Annotated in this window: 14 protein-coding genes; all 14 read right to left on the minus strand. The window is 41.9% G+C overall.

What is annotated here, in order from left to right; translation table 11 throughout:
- Positions 1–87 precede the first annotated feature (87 nt).
- The 14 genes from BM049_RS03810 to BM049_RS12080 all read right to left on the minus strand — a co-directional run bounded on the left by BM049_RS03810 (position 88) and on the right by BM049_RS12080 (position 17577).
- Positions 88–1494, minus strand: coding sequence for a lipopolysaccharide biosynthesis protein (locus BM049_RS03810; protein ID WP_091528788.1), 1407 nt, complete (start codon positions 1492–1494; stop codon positions 88–90).
- A 52-nt stretch (positions 1495–1546) separates the two neighbouring features.
- Positions 1547–2932 (minus strand): O-antigen polymerase, encoded by a 1386-nt coding sequence (locus tag BM049_RS03815; RefSeq protein WP_177188583.1) that lies wholly within the window; start codon positions 2930–2932, stop codon positions 1547–1549.
- 109 nt (positions 2933–3041) lie between these two features.
- Positions 3042–3746, minus strand: coding sequence for a CpsD/CapB family tyrosine-protein kinase (locus BM049_RS03820; protein ID WP_091528791.1), 705 nt, complete (start codon positions 3744–3746; stop codon positions 3042–3044).
- A 17-nt stretch (positions 3747–3763) separates the two neighbouring features.
- Positions 3764–4507 carry a YveK family protein gene (locus BM049_RS03825; RefSeq protein WP_091528792.1) on the minus strand — a complete coding sequence of 248 codons (744 nt, stop codon included), beginning with the start codon at positions 4505–4507 and terminating at the stop codon, positions 3764–3766.
- A gap of 1132 nt (positions 4508–5639) precedes the next feature.
- Positions 5640–6875, minus strand: a complete 1236-nt coding sequence (locus BM049_RS03830; RefSeq protein ID WP_091528794.1) for a hypothetical protein — start codon at positions 6873–6875, stop codon at positions 5640–5642.
- 396 nt (positions 6876–7271) lie between these two features.
- Positions 7272–7577, minus strand: coding sequence for a hypothetical protein (locus tag BM049_RS03835; protein WP_177188584.1), 306 nt, complete (start codon positions 7575–7577; stop codon positions 7272–7274).
- Between the two features lie 260 nt (positions 7578–7837).
- Positions 7838–8047, minus strand: a complete 210-nt coding sequence (gene mazE, locus BM049_RS03840) for a type II toxin-antitoxin system PemI/MazE family antitoxin (protein ID WP_091528796.1) — start codon at positions 8045–8047, stop codon at positions 7838–7840.
- Between the two features lie 229 nt (positions 8048–8276).
- Complete coding sequence (locus tag BM049_RS03845) at positions 8277–9695, minus strand: hypothetical protein (protein ID WP_091528798.1); 1419 nt, start codon at positions 9693–9695, stop codon at positions 8277–8279.
- A 2-nt stretch (positions 9696–9697) separates the two neighbouring features.
- Positions 9698–10249: a hypothetical protein gene (locus tag BM049_RS03850; protein WP_091528800.1), complete on the minus strand. Its 552-nt coding sequence runs from the start codon at positions 10247–10249 to the stop codon at positions 9698–9700.
- 468 nt (positions 10250–10717) lie between these two features.
- Positions 10718–11833: a glycoside hydrolase family 5 protein gene (locus BM049_RS03855; RefSeq protein WP_091528803.1), complete on the minus strand. Its 1116-nt coding sequence runs from the start codon at positions 11831–11833 to the stop codon at positions 10718–10720.
- A 69-nt stretch (positions 11834–11902) separates the two neighbouring features.
- Positions 11903–13351, minus strand: coding sequence for a 6-phospho-beta-glucosidase (locus BM049_RS03860; protein WP_091528805.1), 1449 nt, complete (start codon positions 13349–13351; stop codon positions 11903–11905).
- A 47-nt stretch (positions 13352–13398) separates the two neighbouring features.
- Complete coding sequence (locus tag BM049_RS03865) at positions 13399–14298, minus strand: ROK family protein (RefSeq protein WP_091528808.1); 900 nt, start codon at positions 14296–14298, stop codon at positions 13399–13401.
- A 642-nt stretch (positions 14299–14940) separates the two neighbouring features.
- Positions 14941–16023, minus strand: a complete 1083-nt coding sequence (locus tag BM049_RS03870; RefSeq protein WP_091528810.1) for a hypothetical protein — start codon at positions 16021–16023, stop codon at positions 14941–14943.
- 720 nt (positions 16024–16743) lie between these two features.
- Positions 16744–17577, minus strand: a complete 834-nt coding sequence (locus tag BM049_RS12080; protein WP_091528815.1) for an N-acetylmuramoyl-L-alanine amidase family protein — start codon at positions 17575–17577, stop codon at positions 16744–16746.
- Positions 17578–17597: the final 20 nt, after the last annotated feature.

The following is a 17597-nucleotide window of genomic DNA, read 5'->3' on the forward strand; positions in this document are numbered from 1 at the left end:
TGAAAGACTTTTCTGTTCTATTGAACAGATGACCATTGACTGGCCCTGCCCTTTACATTAAATGTTTATTTATGAAGCTATCGCTATTTATTCTGCCCGCTGAATGAAATCAATGATGACACGATGATTGACGGTGCCAATAAACGCCAACTGTATTGCTAAAAGGATCCATCTTAAGACAAATGCATCCAGGAAAAGGTAATAGATCAGAACATTAGCTGTTATAAACAGAAGGGGTTTGAAAACAAGTTTTAAAGGGAATAAATCCTGTTCAAGTTTTCTTGCACTGCGGTAATGCAAACAGAATAAAGCTAAATAGGAAACAAAAGTGGTAACGGCTGCCCCGTGAAAACCAAACAGCTGGATTACATAGTAATTCAGACCTATGTTCAGGAGTGTCGCCAATAAAGTATTGACAGCCACTGCTTTTGTTTTCTTATGAAAGTGTTCGATGTTGACATAGATGATATAAACAAACATGATATAACTGGCTAATATGATAAAAGGCAAACTGATATCTGCTGTCCAGTACTCAAACGGTGCAATGATCCTTAAAATCTCTGGAGCCGTCAGTATCAAGCCTACTGTGGGTATCGTCATGATAAGAAGATAAACTTCTGCTTTTTCATTTATTTTACTTATGGCTCTTATTTTTATCTGCTGAGTAAACCACGGCAGCCAGACATTATTCAGGGCTAGGAAAATCACAGTGCCCGCCATACTGAAGTTATAAACGAGACTGTATACCCCTGTTTCCGACGCCCCTACTAAAGAAGTAAGCATGATCCTATCTGATTGATTGAGAAGCGTCATGGACAAACTGTGAAAAATAAAGGGGAAGGAAACCTTCAGGGCAACCTTGGCATGGGTTTTATTAAAAACCTTACTTTCCCCATAGACAAGACGTAAAACCAGGAAAGCAAACAGGACCATCAATATCGAGTGAGGGATGATCTTACCCATGTGTTTGTCGTCATTTATGAAATAAATAATAATGATGATCGAACTGAAAAGAGTGAAAAAGTTTGGTAATATCTCTAAAGCCGACTTCCTGACATACTGAAATTTAAATTTCAGATACATATCATAATTTTTCAAAACAGCTGTTGCTCCCGCTTGTACAAGAGCAATAGTCAGTAACAACCGACTGATACCCATATCGACTTTAAATAAATAGGAGACCGCAATGACCAGAGAGGAAACGATGACAGAGTTCACAAGTGTCACCGTCGTCACACTAGACATGTAATCATCGATTTCATGTTCATATTCAGTAAACCCGATCATTACACCCATATTCATAGATAAGCCTAATATACTGACAAATACAGTAACCCATGAGATATACGTATTGATAAGACCGTACTCATGGGTCGTCAGTATTCTCGTAAATATTGGAATGGTAAGAAAAACCATGCCTTTGTTAAACACATTACCTAACAGGTACAGGCCCCCGGCTTTTAAATAACTGTTCTTTTTCACTATGTTTATCATATCCACATCTTCTTTCAGAAAAGATCCCTATGACTATTTATTTACACTCCTCTTATTTCAGCTTGAGTCTGCCCGGTAAATGACATTTACTGATCACATAGATAAGCATCAAAAATAAGAAGAAGCCCATCAATCTTAAAAATGTCGGTTGTAAAGCCCCCCTATAGACGTACACAAGAAACCCAATGACAAATGAAAAGATTATTTCAGTAAAATACACGTGATCAGAGTCTTTAATATACTCATAGGTCTTATAGTCGAAATACTTAGCTGCCTTTCCGAATAAAACTCCATACAATACAACGCCGAATGCACCAAAATCAATGAATCCTTCTGCAACGATCGGGGAAGAAAGATTAGTGAACGATACGTTTTGAATTTTAGCGACCAGTTCCCCTGAAGGATCTCCTTTAATATCCCAGATTTCTCTTGGCACGAAGAAAAAGATAACGCTCCTCAATTGTCTGCCATATTGATACCCATATCTTTCTACAAATCGAATGGTCCTGCCGATCATCTGATAGGCATCAAAATCCACCGAGTTATAATTGTTGATCTCCAGCGTATAGCTTGGCGATAATATCTGTTCAACTGTGTAAAATTTAAAAGCGTACATAATGGGAAAAATGATCACAATGGAAAATATGAGGAAAACATCAAACCTTTTTCCTTTAAAAAGAGTGATATCGAAGAGACTGATTATCAGTCCTAAATAAACGGATCCGACTAAAAAACGTGATAAACTTACCGGATAGTTTAAAATGAAGGTGATCGCAAATAAGATAAAACTCATGAGGTATATCTGGTGAGTCGGGAATATCCTGATTTTCTTTTTGATAGTCCATAAGTATATGGCCAAACTTAAAGGAGGTGTGGACCGTACAAGAAAGAATACAAGGATGCCAAAAGTGCCGTCAGCTGAATCAGCTTTCCCTCGAATAAACAGGTTGGCAAACCCTGTTGTAACGATCGCATATGCCAGAGCTGTCACGGAAACGACCAGTAAAAAAATATAAAAAAACTTACTCTTTGGAAGGGTTGAACCCTGTCTGGTTTTCAGTCTTTTCTCAGTGTTTCTCAGGTTGTAGCTGAAATAATAGGTGATACACCATAAAAATATCAGGATATTTGTAAAGAGCATCTCGTTTTCAGTCAGATACAAGTTACGGGGTGCATATCCCGAGGACAACTGGTAAAAAGGGATGATGACTAAAAAGATCAAGAAAAAGTACCAGTTTATCTTGTTTAATGAAATCGGCATTTCACTTTTCAATATCCCAAAAACGACCAGGGCAAAGTTGATAAAAAAAGTAATGTAGATAGTGAACGATAAACGGGAAGGGTTATTCAAAAATGTCACGACATAGACGAAAAGTGCGCCGATCAGTAAGAGATTCGGAATGACTGCTTTTCTTTTCAATTTTAAAGAATTCAACATTTACCTCCAATCTTTATGTTCGAGGTTTTTTCTTGACAGCATCAATAAGAGACGTATTTATGATGAATGGCTCTATGGTTTATTCCTGAACGGTACTTAAATCACTCGATTATTCTTTATCGCCATAATAGTAATAGTAATGGTCACCTGAGGTCTCTACACGATTCATGATCGCTCCGAGTATGTTTGCCTGGGTCATTTCCAGCAACTCTTTAGCCTTCAGCACTTCGTCTGTCTTAACCCGTCCTTTAGGTATGACAAATATCACCCCATCGGTTTCAGCTGCCAGGACTTGTGAATCAGTCACAGGCAGAACAGGAGGCGAATCAAAGATGATCAAGTCAAAATATGTCTTCATTTCTTCCTGTATCTCCAGCATCCGGTCAGAAGCAAGCAGTTCAGCCGGGTTTGGTGGTATGATGCCACTGGTTAGAATATACAGCCCCTCCGTGTGGGTGTGATAGATCACATCTACGACTTTCGTGTCGTCATCTGTCAATAAAGTGGTAAGCCCGTCATTGTTCCGGACGTTGAATGTTTTGTGAACGGTCGGCTTTCGTAAGTCGGCATCAACCAGCAAGACCCTCTTATTCTTAGAGGCAAAGGTAGCAGCTAAATTTGCAGAAATCGTTGATTTTCCCGAAGAAGGCGTGGCGGATGTCACAACCATTGTCTGCAGTCTTTTGTTTACCATGGAAAATCGTATGTTTGTCTGGATCGTACGGAATTGCTCGGTCAAAACGGATGAAGGATTATTCTTGACTACTAATGCCAAACGATTGCCGGAACTTTCTTCGATTCTCTTATTAAACATTCAGACTTCCTCCTCTTTTATACTCTTGAGCGTGAGCTCTGCGATTCTATCAGTCTATCAGGCGATTTTTCCTGTTCGTCTTGTTTCAATTCATCTGCCGTCATTTCAGAAACGCTTCCCAGGTTTATCCATCCCAGCTTGTCATTAATAAACTTGTCATCTTTAACAGTATTGTCTGTAAATTCAATGACGAAAACCATAACAGTTCCCAATAACCCTCCGACTATGGTACCTATAACAAGATTAAGTAAGTGATTGGGACTGACCGGATCAAGATTTGCTTCAGCCTGATAAATGACTGACACATTGTCCACGTTCATGATATCATCGAGGTTTTCCTGAAATACAGAAGCAGTGGTGTTGGCAATATCGGCAGCCTTATAAGGATTCGTATCGGTAATTTTGATCGTGAAAACTTGTGAGTCGATTTCACTGGTGACAGTCAACTGGTTTGATAATTCCTGATGGGAGATTCCCAGATCCAGCTCTTCCTTAACCTCGGTAAGGATAGCGGGATTTTTCAGAATATCTTTATACGTGTTGATCAGCTGGACATTGGTGTCGATATCGGAACGCTGAATTAAAGTCGTTTCCTGTGCCCGGTTGACGAGCATTTGCGTAGTTGAACTGTATTGAGGGACAGCAATGAAGAATGTATAGACGGCAAAAATAAGAATACCGGCTAACGTACTGACTACAATCAATCCGAGCCTTTTTCTGACGATCCCCAACAATTCCAGTAAGCTGATTTCTTCTTCCATTTCTTCTCCTCCTCTAAGTATGTGATGATAGACCGCAATGATTTGGTTAAAGACGTGATTTCATCCAGCATATTGAACGTGACTTCACATGGGATCCTAGGATGTTTGATGCAAAGCAGTCATTTGTCAGTAATTGCTTTTATACGTTTAATGCTTCTTTGTGAATTTTCTTTGAAATTAATCATTATTATAGCAGTCAAATATATTTAAGACGAGCAATAACACTTTTTTCAAGAATGCAAAAAAAACAGAAATGAGCACCGCACAAGATAAGACCTCTTGCTGTTTATAGCTGATATAGTTAGATAGTTTAGTGTTTGATGTGGAATAGCTTTAAGCACTCGGGGAATCGAACGTAATAAGTATAAGTAAGGACCAATTGTGTGAAGGACTTTTTTAGCGCAGCAGATGGGTTCATAATCCGCGTCTGTTATGTTCAGATGATAACAGAACGCTTTGGGGCGTGGCTAACGAACTGAAGTATAATACTTTAGTGATGAAAAAAATATAAAGTCGAACGGTCATTTTCGTTAAATTTTAGAGCTGATCATTAACTGAATGTTCTATACAGATCCCCCCACTCTTTACTTTGGAAGATATATTTATAATAAATAAATTATAGCATTATACAAAAGCGCTTTCATCTCATAGCGACTATAATTAAAATTTTTATCCAAAAAACGAATATAAATAGATAGGCATAAAGGTGTGTCGAGCTTCACGTTTAAGAAGCTGTTAATCATATGAGGCTTCCAGTCCCTTCACATCCACTTCGCAGCTTTTCTTCAAACAGATTCTTTTGTCAGAAGGGGAAATCACACACAGTCAGTCATAAAAAGACCAGCAATCCCTGAGAAATGGATCGCTGGCTTCGACATCTAATGTTTCACTGCGTCATTTTCTCACTTGCTGTTTAACGGATCCGCTTACTCCAATGAACGTGTAAGGAAGCCTATACGATCGCCAGGTGAACAAGATGGTGTGCGCATTCAGTCTGATGATTTTGACTTCCATTAGTCTATGTCACTTCCATAACTGTCTTTGTAATCGTCCCTTAATATCCCTTGGACCCAGGTAGTCTATTTGAAAAGAAGACCTCCATAACAGAGGCCCTTCTCCTGTATTATCCGGTTTACAAGTCATCAGCGGCATTGTATAAAACGACACCGTCTTCCAGCCACAATAGAATATACTCATCGTCCAGTGGGTTCAGTAAGATGACGCCGACTTCGCTTGCTTCATAGACTACTTCGCTCAAGTAAATAAAACTCTCTACCATATAGTCGAACTCTTCCTTGACTTCAGGCATTTCCGAGAACACGAAGGCATCGGCGATCGCCGTATCATGCGGGGTGACGGCAACGGCCATCATGTCTTCATCGTAATGAATGTCAGCCGTCTGACCTATTTCATCATTTTGCAGGAACTCCACGATGACTTCCGGTTCGACGGTATTGCCTTCGCCTATCCCTTCGATGCGCTCAGGCGGGACCATTTCATCCTGGATCACTTCTTTTTCAGTTTCTTCCACTTCGTCTTCGACAGGCTCCTCTGCAACTGCCTCTTCGGTTTCAGCCTTTTCTTCTTGCTCATCCTTCTCACTATCTTCCGCTGCTTTTATATCAAAGAACACGGTGCTGTTTTCATACCACTTGATCAGATACGACTCGTCGACCGGTGCGATCACTGCCTGCTTGCCGCTGGTCGTTCCGCCATCGAACAGATCGATGTAACCGAATTCATTATTTAGCGTGGCATAATGACCGTCTGGTGATTCCGCGCCGCTTTCTGAGACGGTGGAAATCATCGGCATCGGCATGTAAGGGATGTTCTCGTCGCCTTCCAGCAATGTGGCCTCGATATCGAACACGATCCACTCATAGCCTTCGGGTGCTTCTTCGTTGTACGGATTTTCTTCCAGTAAGAACGCATAAGCGTCATCTCCGGTCACAAGATTGCTTAAAGTGACTTCTATTAGACCTTCTTGCGGGTTATAGTCGTCCGCTTCATAATCCACGATCTGAACAGCAAACTGGAAGGACTCGCCCAATGGGACCGGGTTGGTACGCTGGCCCAAATTGGCTGAAGGTTTTTCCTCTAATTCTTTTTCGGTTTCATTTTCTGGTTCTTCAACTTCTGTTTCTTCTGACACTTCTTCCTCTTCTTCGACGATGGCTTCTTCATTATCTTCGGTTTCTTCGGTATCTTCCGGTTCGTTTTCTGCGGCCACTTCTTCTACACGACTGACTTCTTCTACTATGTCTGCGTCTTCCTGCGTCTCTTCTGCGTCACAGCTCGCCATTGCAAATATAAAAGGTGACATGACCATCAGAAGAGGCGCTTTGTTATGAATAAACTTTCCTGACATTATTCTTTTCACCTCCCACTTTTTGTCCTTATTTAACTTGAGAGTAGCACTTTCACGTTTGAATATTCAAATGAAATGAATCACAATAACACTTATTTTTTACGGTCGTTCTTTATCCATTAAAAGTTGAAAAATTTTTTTAAAAGTCAAAAAAACTGCTCATTATACTTGAGCAGTTTTATCATTATTCAATTAGACTATTTTGTCAGGCTTCTGACAAAATAACCCATATTTATAGTTCAAATCATCTTTATCTTAAGGAGTTTGACCAAAATCACTTTCAACTTCTTAAGTTTAGTTCTTATCTTAAGAAGTTTAGCCAATTCACCAACCGACTGCTTACGATTACCGATTATCTTCAGCACTTTCACCCAATACGAAAAAAACTTCTGAAGATTAATTAATAGCATTCAGAAGTTCTAACAGATCGTCCAATGGTTCATAGCCTTCATCATTGAAGAGATATTTCCTGACTTCTCCATTGACCGTTGCTGTGACCAATCCCATTACCTGCCCTTCTTTTTTTCGGAAGGTCATCGGCAGTTTACCGAAATATTCCGAATCGAATGATGCGGTAATAAATTTCTTTTTATTCAGCTTAATCATTCGAATAAAGTTAAAAATATCATATTTAATTTCTTCTTCAACCGTTAAGTCCTTAGCTTTCATTAACTTATAAATTTCCATTTCAGTATATATCAACTGTCTACTCCTTATCTGATTTTTTCTATTTCTTTCGACACATTATAAGTTTACCTCTTCCATGCCTTGCATTATGTTTATACACTATGATTATATAACTAATTCACCGCATACTTCAGATTATTTCTAAACTTTTTAAGCCTGTCAAATTCTACAGGGTTCTACTCGTATCTACTAGCGTCTCGACTTAATCCTGCTTAATATGCTTCTCTTCATTTAGTACTTTAATCATTGTCGGTATTTCACTTCCTTCAACTAACTTATACCTGCCCTGTCCATACATCTTTCTCGTAAAATTCACCAGGTTTTGCAGTTTTGAAGGGATTATCAAGTTTAGTAATTAGAGATATATTTCCATTTCCATCTATTCTCACAAAATATTCTTTGTCAAGACTCACGTTATCTGCTTCAGTTGCGGGTATAATGAGGACGATAGAATCTCCTTGTTTACATAATTTAGCCGTTGCCATTTTCATCACTCCTCTTAATTAATTATACTAAACCACGCCTTATAACATATAGTACTTGTACTTAGACTATTGGCATATGTGCAGCAACAAAGCATTTCTCACTGTTGTGTTTTCCATTTTGGAGCATGAATGATTCTAACATACTAGTGTTACTAGGAACTTTTTATATAAAAAAAAAAACAGGCATATAGCAAATCGCAATTGATTTGCTATATGCCTGTTCAGAAATTTAGATTTCATCAAACATTCTATCTATCTCTTCTATTTCTATTTGTAATCTCTTAGATATCTCGCTCTGAATGAACTCATCTTTTATTTGTGCTATGAATCTGACATCTGTAAATAAATGAGTTATGGTATTAAGTAAACTACCGATATCTAAATTCTTAGGATTGTTTGTAATACTAGCATTGATGATAGTACTATTAGAAGCAATAGCATTTGATATCAATAGTATTTTTCTGGTTCTTACCTCATACAAATCTTTAGACTCTTCTTCCTTCCGAAAGAGGCCATGTGTTAAAGAAATTATGATATCGAAAAGTTTTGATACAACAAAAGAAGATCCTACTATTTTAACGTCTCGAGAAAAACACAAGGCGTCATAATTCTCTTTATATAATTTGCTGGCAAAATCTTCATTTATACTTGATAAAACTGGTACGGGCAATCCCAGTTTAGTGAATTCATCTGATTTCAAGTGCTGAGCCTGTGCAAACACTGCAGCTGGCAAATTCAGATAGTCTATCACAGACATATCATAAGCTTCTTTAAACATTAGCCACATTGGAACTGCTTCTGGTGTGATCAGCATTTTCTTACTACCTGTTATAGGATCTATTCTTATAACCCGATTGGAATGAAACGAGTGAAAGGTAATACAATCTGTGAGAATGTTCGCAGTACCAAAAGCCCATCCTAGAATGGGATCGTGTCCCAGGGTATACATCCTATGATATTTCCCCCCCATATTAATACCAAGATCTCTAGAACCCCTGGTAATATCGTACGGTGGAGTTTGATAAAGCAATTGAATCCAATAACCTGTTTTATGTTTGTTCAAGTGTTTATCACGATAATCATCATTTGCTTCTCTGTGTGCTTTCTCAATTGAATTATCATTATGCGCTAATCTGTCATCAGAATCGAATTTTTCCCCGTAATTAAATTTTTCAGCGACATATGGAAAAACCAATGATTTTGCTACCTGTAATGCAGTAGCTATTGCAAGAAATGATAAATCAGTTTTGTTGGCTATGCTTGTTTTTCTTGAAAACTCTTTATTAATCTGATTCAATTCCTGAAATGTTTCCTGGATCTCTGCTTCAGTCATCAAATCCTCTAGAACTACGGGATCAGGTTCAGCAATGTTTGCCTGAGCTACTATTTCATCCCAATCTTCAAGCTGAGGTTTATGTTCAAGTTTTCTATCTTCACTACGTTTATCAATCTTTGTTGATAAACTCATGATATCTTTTTTTCTCCCTAGCGATGCTAGAAGTTCTAACGACGCTTCTTTATTCTTGTCTGCACTCTGTCGTGCTGAAGATAATTCCTCATCATTAATGATCGACTTGGAAATATCTTGATTCATTTTAAGTACTTTATTTATTTCCATTTCTTCTTCAGAATAGTCAAAACGACTCAAAGTTAACGCCCCCGACCCAAATCATGTTCTAAGTCTTTAATAGCAGACTGTAACAGAACATTAAGACCGTTCAGATATTCCATTCTTTCTTTATCAGCATCTGATTCTTCTTTCATCGCTTTTAATATTGCAGTTTGTTTAGCTAAAGCATTTTTATAGAGTAATTCTTTTGCTTCTCTTAGTCTTTTATTTTTCACGTGAGAAGCTACACCTAATCCAGCACCGCCTAAAACTACAGCTGGAGCTGCTAACACAGCGATCCCCGCAGCCATCCCGCCACCAATAACAGAACCAGCTGCCGCCAAGCCACTAGTGATTCCGGCTGCACTCAAACCAGCGACTGAACCACCCAAGTATAGGCCTGCAAACCCAATACCAGAACCAACTCCTACACCTACTGCTCCTGCTAATGCTTCGCCTATTGGGGAATCCTGTATTCTTCTAGATTTATCCTTTAAAGCAACATCTGCCTCGTCAATAACGCTCTGAGCCGTTTTTAAAGCATCTGTACTCTGAAACTTCATATCTTTCTTCTTTTTGACGTATTCACCCATGTTAAATCTTCCTCCTGTTTTTAAGTTTATTCTTTATAAGACTATTATTGAACAGATAATTAACAATCACCTATCACAAATATTTATGTAATATTAGTAATTATACAGCTTACGCGGTAAGCGCTATCATTTAGTGATGATATAAATTATCACTCTCCCTTTTAGCGTAAATCATTATTGTCATTTTAAACACTATACCCTATCGTACGAGAATTTCATTAAAACTCTAAAACCAATTTAAGTATATCATTTTATATTTAATAATTCATACTTTTATAAGTGATTTATGTTAAAAAGTTAGCTATAGTCTAGTTTATTTCATCTTGTAGAAAAACTAAACTAATTCATCTTTATAGTGATGAATTAGTTTAGTTATACTTTAGCTTTTACCTTAATTTTTTCAATCAAAATAAGCCAAGCCCAACTGATTCTGCAGTTGGGCTTGGCTTTTTACAGTTACGATTACGATTAAACTTGCGCCCATCCACGAGCGATGGCGCGGCTGACGTCCCAGGCGTCCTTGCCGATTCTGTCCGGGGTATTCACGGTATCGATCGACAGTTTGTAAGTCCAGTAGAAGTAGCCGTCGCCTTTGTTCCAGGCGTCGACTGAAGCTCCCCACAATTCATTGTAGAAACTAGTGACTTCGTCGTCGGTCATGTTCGGCTGGTTTTGGGCGATATGCTGGTTAAAGAGACACCACTCGCCGGTCACCACAGGGACATACTGGGAGACCTTTTCGATCTGGGTCCCGATCTGATTCAGGTGCGCCTTATAATGCTCCAGGTTTTCTTGGTCCGGTTCATTGTTGAATACCAGGTAATGGTGGGTATCGAGCATGACGTTATCGAAAGTCCGGTCCTTGAAAAACCCTTCCCACGCCATTAAGTCAAAACCGTCATGGAACACGATGGTCTTGTCGGAAGGCAGAACCTTACGCAGCCGGTCGTAGGCTTCCTGATAAAAATCATAGAGAAAGGCAAACGATATCGGTCCGCTGCCTTCAGCGAGCTCTTGATCTCTCGGCTCGAACTGGTCCTGGGGATCGATGATGTCCCACATCTCAGGAGTCAGCGGTTCGTTCAGGACTTCGATGCCAAACAGGGCCGAATCGTCTTTATAGCGTTCGGCCAGCCGCGTCAGGACATCCAGGACGAACTCGACTTCTTCAGGATGCTGGGCCCACTTACAGACCCCGGAGATCCCGCCGTTGTCGAAGGCATTCTGACTGTATGGAGCCGTGTGCAGATCGATCAGCACCTTCAGTCCATATGCACGTGCCCAGTTGAACGCCCGGTCCAGCTCGTCGATGCAGCCAATAAAAGGCTCGCGGTCACCGAAGATGAAATGCGGCACCGGGATGCGCACCACATTGAAACCGGCCGCAGCAATCTTAACAAAATCGCCTTCTGTAATAAACGTCGCTCGGTGGGTTTTGATTTTTTCTTCGTAAGCCGCTGGATCCATGTCATGCGCTAAGTAATATTCGTCGGTTGAAGGTGTTCGGTCGAAAAGCCGCGGTGTCATCCACTTCTCCAAGACCAGCCAGGCGCCCAGGTTCACGCCTTTGATTTTTTCTTCCATTAATCAATCGTCTCCTTTTTCTGCAAAATACATCTCTATTCGTCAGGTCTTGTCTTCCATGTCGCTCATTTAACCCTGAAGGCCGTTTGCTTCAATGACCTTCTGATACCAGGCAAAGGATTCCTTCTTCCGGCGTTCCAATGTCCCATGGCCTTGGTTGTCTTTATCGACATGAATAATGCCGTAGCGTTTCTCCATCTCGCCGGAGCCGAAACTCACGATGTCGATGACTCCCCACGGCGTATAGCCCATCACGTCTACACCATCAATAGAGATGGCTTCATGCATGGCTTTGATGTGTGCCTCAAGGTATGCGACCCGGTAGTCGTCACGTATCTTGCCGTCGGCATCTATCTTATCATAAGCACCCATCCCGTTTTCTACGATAAATAGCGGCTTATTGTAGCGCTGATAAACGGTGTTCAGTGTATAGCGCAAGCCATCCGGGTCGATCTGCCAGCCCCAGTCGTTCGTGTCCAGATACGGGTTCCCGACCACTTTGGCTTCCGGGAAGTCTCTGACTGGATCACCGTACACGTCATCAAGGGTCGTGACCGCTTTGGACATATAATAGCTGAAGCCAATGTAGTCCACCGTCCCTTGTCTCAAAGCATCCAGTTCCTCCGCAGTGTATTTGATGTCGAACCCTTCATTCTTCCAGCGCTTGAGGGCATAAGTCGGGATCTCGCCGCGCACGTGCACGTCACTGTAAAAGAAGCGGCGCTCCATCATCTTGCTCGAAGCCAGCATGTCTTTCGGGTGGCACGCATAGGGATAGACCGGGACATAAGCCATCATGCAGCCGATCTGAAAGTTTGGGTTGATCTCTTTTCCAATTTTAACTGCCTTGGCACTGGCGATCAGTTCGTTCAAACTCGCCTGCACCGTCACTTCTTCTTTATTGTCCCCTTCGTCAAATAAAACAGCCGAATTCGTCCAGGTATGCAGCTCATCAAACCTATCCAGCTGGTTGTTGATCTCGTTGAAGGTCATCCAGTATTTCACTTTATCCTTATACCGGCGCATGACCGTTTCCGCATACCAGGCAAAAAAGGTAATCAGCTTTCTATTCTTGAATCCGCCATAGTTCTCATAAAGCGCGTAGGGGATCTCAAAGTGGGACAGGGTCACGACCGGTTCGATGCCATTTCTAAGCAATTCATCGAACAAGTCGTCGTAGAACTTGAGTCCTGCTTCATTCGGTACACTGTCATCCCCGTTTGGAAAGATCCGTGCCCAGTTGATGGATGTCCGGAAGGCTTTCAGCCCCAGTTCCTTGAACAGTTTGATGTCTTCTTTATAGCGGTGGTAAAAGTCGATCGCTTCATGGTTCGGATAGTATTGGTCGCTCAATACCCCCTTTGTGATCTGACGTGGGGTCTTCTGGTTACCCGCCGTCAGCACATCAGCCGTCGACAGGCCTTTCCCGTCCACATCATACGCCCCTTCGACCTGATGCGCAGCGACCGCCCCGCCCCATAAGAAATCCTTGGGAAATTCGTACTTCCTTTCTTCCATTATCCACACTCCATTCATTTACTTCATTCACTCATCAGTCTGCGGGTTCAATGCATGCTGGCATAAACGGCGCCCAGGATGTTGGAATTGTTCTTGAAGGCGCAGGTATCGATGACCAGCGGTTCAAAAATCGTTCCAAATACTGGGGAGAGGGTCCTCAGTTCCGCATACTGCCGCTTGAGTTCTTCAAGTACGATCGGCTGCGCACTGATGCCTCCGCCGATCAGGACTTTTTCCATATTCAAGATGGCCTGAAGGTTCACGATGAGGTTCAGGAGTCGGGTTATGTAAGCCGAAAACAACGCATTCAGAGCGGGGTTGTTTTTCCTGTTTATGGCTTCAAAGACTTTCTCGCCGTCATAAGGCTTTTGCATCCTAAGCATTTCGCCGCATCTTGCGATGAAATCGACCGCCGACAGTTCATAACCTATGATGTTATTCTTATTGGGATCAAAGGGATTCTTTGTAATAAAGCTCAGTTCCCCAGCCTGAAAGGTATTCCCCTGGTGCAGCTTCCCGTCAATGATGACACCGCCGCCGACGCCTGTGCCCAGGATGATCGCGATCCCGTCTTTGACGCCTTGAAGGTTCCCCAGCCAGAGTTCGCATAAAGCGGCTGCTTTGCCGTCATTGATGATCGTACAGCGTTTCCCGTACGTTTCCTTGAAATACGTTTTGAAATTGAAGGTGTGCAGATACTTGAGGGAGCCGCCGAAATACACGATCCCTTTTTCGGAATCGACTTTCCCCGGCAGACTCATCGCTACAGCTTCAACTGAATCCATGTCGACTTGTCGGCAGATCTCGTCGATCGTTTCTAAAAAGCCCTTTAAATTACCGGGCGACGGCACTTTCTGTTTATTATCCAGCATGCCGTCTGCATAGACACAGGCAGATTTGATATTCGTTCCGCCCACATCGATGCCAAGCGTACAGGTTTTATTCATATTATCCCTCCATATCGAACAATTATGTTAAGCGCTTAACTGAAAGCGCTACAGTTATTCCTATTATACGCTAAATCGGTTGGAAGTGTAACCGGGTATTTATAAATTCTCGAGACAGACGGCTCAGCGGTAAATCTACGCCGTTTCGTTTGTGAAGGTTTCTAAGTAATTTTTCGCCTTGTGCTAAATATCCTTTTATTGAAGGTCCAGTATGTGCTATTCGTAAGTGACTGCTTTTTTTGGATCCGCTTCTAGCAGTAAATGCTTCTCGGTATAAGTGCAGCTTAAAATCCTGTTCACTTGTACCGAATAAGGCTATTCGATATGAGTGCAGCTGATAATTCCATTCACTCATACCGATAAAGGCTTTTCGGTATGAGTGAGGCCTCCTTTCTTCCAAACTCCTCCCGAATAAAATGGAGCGAGTGGATACTATCAAAAAACGTGCATCACATTACCCGCATGTATCATAAGCGGGTAATGTGATGCACGTCTTATTGCTATTTACAGATTATCGATGATTGAAAAGCAACGCACTCCCAGACATATGCTCTAGAATATGTCTGGGAAAGGCGCAAGGTAATCATTCAATACAAGAGCCTTGTTCCTGACTTTGTCCCTTACAAACGAACCAGCCTTCAACTAAGCCAATCCATAGTCGTTGTCGAACCGTTCTTGGGCTTTGTGGTAGAGCCTTTTGAGTCCTTCTCTTTCTCCGCGTATTTCTTTGACGACGATGTCGGCGGCTTCTTCGGTGGTGAAGATGCTGAACGGGAGCTGGAGACGGTTCATGGGCGTAATGAGTTTCGTTCTTAAGGCGTCGTCAGTCAAGGCGTTTTTCAGCTGATAGGCCTTGATTTTTTCAGTGATGTGAGAAGCCACAGTGGCTCGGGATTTCGTGTATGGGAAGTAGGCCGCTGCGTAAGTTTCCAGGTAGTCCATGCTGAACCCATTGGAGACCCCGCTTAAGTCGATGCGGATGACTTCTGCTAAATAGATGAAGGCGGAATCGTCTTTACCTTCTTCTTCAAGAAACTCGGCCATCTTGAACCGGCAGTTGCGGTACTTGCCAAACTCGGAATGCTTATAGTACTTCAGGCTTTTCTTGTTCATGTATTCCCAGATGATGTCTCTGTAGGCATATCCCGGGTTATCTTTAACTTTTTCATCCAGGGACCAGATATCTAAATGAAGGATGCTGTGGTGGTGGATATAAGGAATGTGTCCGTTCGCTGCCAGGACTTTTTTCCCCAGATCCGTCAGCTCATAGGTCCGTCTAGGAAACAGGCTGTCGAGCTGGGCTGCCGAGAGCTCTTCCATTAAACGCTGCACGTGATCCGACTTCCCCCCAAAAACTTTGAGATCCTTGGCATAGAGAACCTCTTCCAGGTTCTCTGTCGTTTCATTGCTGATCGCTGACTCGATGGACCCGACTTTAAGAAACCCCTGTTTTTTCAACGATTTCAAGAGTTTATCGATATTTTTCACTCCATAGCGAGACCACCAGAAGGTCGGGTAGGACTTCTGATCGATATAGTACGTTGGCGCGTAAGACAGAAGTAGGACTTCATGCGGGTATAAACCGGCTTCATTGGGTGAGCTGTTCTTGAGCATCTTTTTTACAGGTACGACATCCCGCTGCTCAGATCGCTTCATCCCCTCTAATTCTCTTGTGTCAGTCCTTCGGTTCTGCTGCTTTCCTTTGAATATATTGAATAGTTCCATCTTCACTCTCCCCTTCATTAACTATACCACTTAGATCAAATCACTGTGAACGTTTCCAGTGATAACTGGTTATATACATGAAATCATACTAAGATAAACGTCAGTTAAAAATGACCTATACTGTGTTTTTTAAAAGTATAACTGTTTTTAGGTGAAAAAGCAACAATTTTCACAAACTAATTTTAAAAGATTCTTGCCAGAGTAATTACTCGGAACAAAGGTTTTCTTGCAGTTGTTTAATGTTTCCATACAGCATTGATCAGCAGACTTTGCTCAATCGATCGATTCTTTCATTCATTTTTTTATCACAAGCCGTCGTTTTTTCTGTCTTCAAAAACTCCTGTCCCCTCCGCATACCTGACGACTGTACCACTGTCATTACTTTCATTTTGATTATAAAAATATGGATGGGTTCTCTCTTCAGGAGCTATGGAGGAAGTGTCTTGGGAGACTCGGCACAAGGCATTTTTGTCTTTTCTGCAAAGGACTAGCGCCGCTGATCACTATTCCGCTCAACGCTCCCTCACTGTTTCTTTTGTAGGGGTTTCTTATACGTTGTGATGAGTCTTTATCAACCTGCTTGAAGTAAGCCGCAAAAGTGGTGAGCTTCCCTTCCTGCTGGATACGCTGACGTAGGTCATCCTCTGACCAGATGTAATAAAAAAAGAACCTGCCGTTATGAGCTCAAGGCAGATCCTTTCTTCTGATCGTTTGATTTGATTAGCTAACACTCACATACACTGGACTGGCAGTGATGAAAAACATCTTCCCTTTCGAGTTCTTTACTTTATACTGTGTTCCCCGTCCGACACTCACTTTCTCCAGAACAGTCGGAAAGCCCTGTCCTTTGGTGACATAACCAAAGACATCCTTGTCTTCCCAGCTGGGTTTAGTGTAAAAGCGGAGCTGGCCGTCATGGTGGCTCACCAGTCGCTTACCGCTATATTTCTTAACCTGTATTTCATTCTCTACCTTACTGGAACCAGTTACCTCTGGACTACTATAAGCGACACCGATTTTCTGACACAGACTCTCAATGACTGCTTCAGCGGCTGCATAGAATACCTCGGTCTTTAAATACGCCTGATGATCCGTCACATTATCGATAAAGCCGTACTCGATGATCACAGTCTCGGTCTTGCCGGTCAGCCTTTGCATGTAGTAGTAATCGACCCCCGGCTTCATAGTCCGTGAGAACACGCGGCGTAACGGGAGTTGTGTCGCTTTAACCAGACGTTCAGCCAGATCTTCTGCAAAAGCCGGCTTGGCGTGGACAGAATGAATCACTTCGATTCCCCGTGCCTGTCCATTAAAGGCATTCCAGTGATTAGACACACAGACGGCATACTGATTCTTGATCCGGGCCACCCGCTGCACATGTTCTAGCGTCAGGTCTCTGTCTCTCGTCAGGTGGACATCGGCACCCAGTTCCTTCAAACGCTTGTACTGATACAATGTAATTTTTAAGTTCCAGTCTTTTTCCAGTACCCCAAAACCGCTCGCACCCGGATCACTTCCGCCGTGTCCCGCATCCAATATAATAGATTTACTCATTCCTTTTCCTTCTTTCTCCG

It is taken from the genome of Alkalibacterium subtropicum, from assembly GCF_900112455.1.
Lineage (GTDB): Bacteria > Bacillota > Bacilli > Lactobacillales > Carnobacteriaceae_A > Alkalibacterium > Alkalibacterium subtropicum.

Excerpts from the sequence above, each read along its gene's own strand:
- BM049_RS12080 (WP_091528815.1), bottom strand. The coding sequence starts at position 17,577 with ATGAGTAAATCTATTATATTGGATGCGGGACACGGCGGAAGTGATCCG.
- mazE (WP_091528796.1), bottom strand. The coding sequence starts at position 8,047 with ATGGCAACGGCTAAATTATGTAAACAAGGAGATTCTATCGTCCTCATT.
- BM049_RS03810 (WP_091528788.1), bottom strand. The coding sequence starts at position 1,494 with ATGATAAACATAGTGAAAAAGAACAGTTATTTAAAAGCCGGGGGCCTG.
- BM049_RS03860 (WP_091528805.1), bottom strand. The coding sequence starts at position 13,351 with ATGGAAGAAAGGAAGTACGAATTTCCCAAGGATTTCTTATGGGGCGGG.
- BM049_RS03850 (WP_091528800.1), bottom strand. The coding sequence starts at position 10,249 with ATGGGTGAATACGTCAAAAAGAAGAAAGATATGAAGTTTCAGAGTACA.
- BM049_RS03870 (WP_091528810.1), bottom strand. The coding sequence starts at position 16,023 with ATGGAACTATTCAATATATTCAAAGGAAAGCAGCAGAACCGAAGGACT.
- BM049_RS03865 (WP_091528808.1), bottom strand. The coding sequence starts at position 14,298 with ATGAATAAAACCTGTACGCTTGGCATCGATGTGGGCGGAACGAATATC.
- BM049_RS03820 (WP_091528791.1), bottom strand. The coding sequence starts at position 3,746 with ATGTTTAATAAGAGAATCGAAGAAAGTTCCGGCAATCGTTTGGCATTA.
- BM049_RS03830 (WP_091528794.1), bottom strand. The coding sequence starts at position 6,875 with ATGTCAGGAAAGTTTATTCATAACAAAGCGCCTCTTCTGATGGTCATG.
- BM049_RS03855 (WP_091528803.1), bottom strand. The coding sequence starts at position 11,833 with ATGGAAGAAAAAATCAAAGGCGTGAACCTGGGCGCCTGGCTGGTCTTG.
- BM049_RS03825 (WP_091528792.1), bottom strand. The coding sequence starts at position 4,507 with ATGGAAGAAGAAATCAGCTTACTGGAATTGTTGGGGATCGTCAGAAAA.
- BM049_RS03815 (WP_177188583.1), bottom strand. The coding sequence starts at position 2,932 with ATGTTGAATTCTTTAAAATTGAAAAGAAAAGCAGTCATTCCGAATCTC.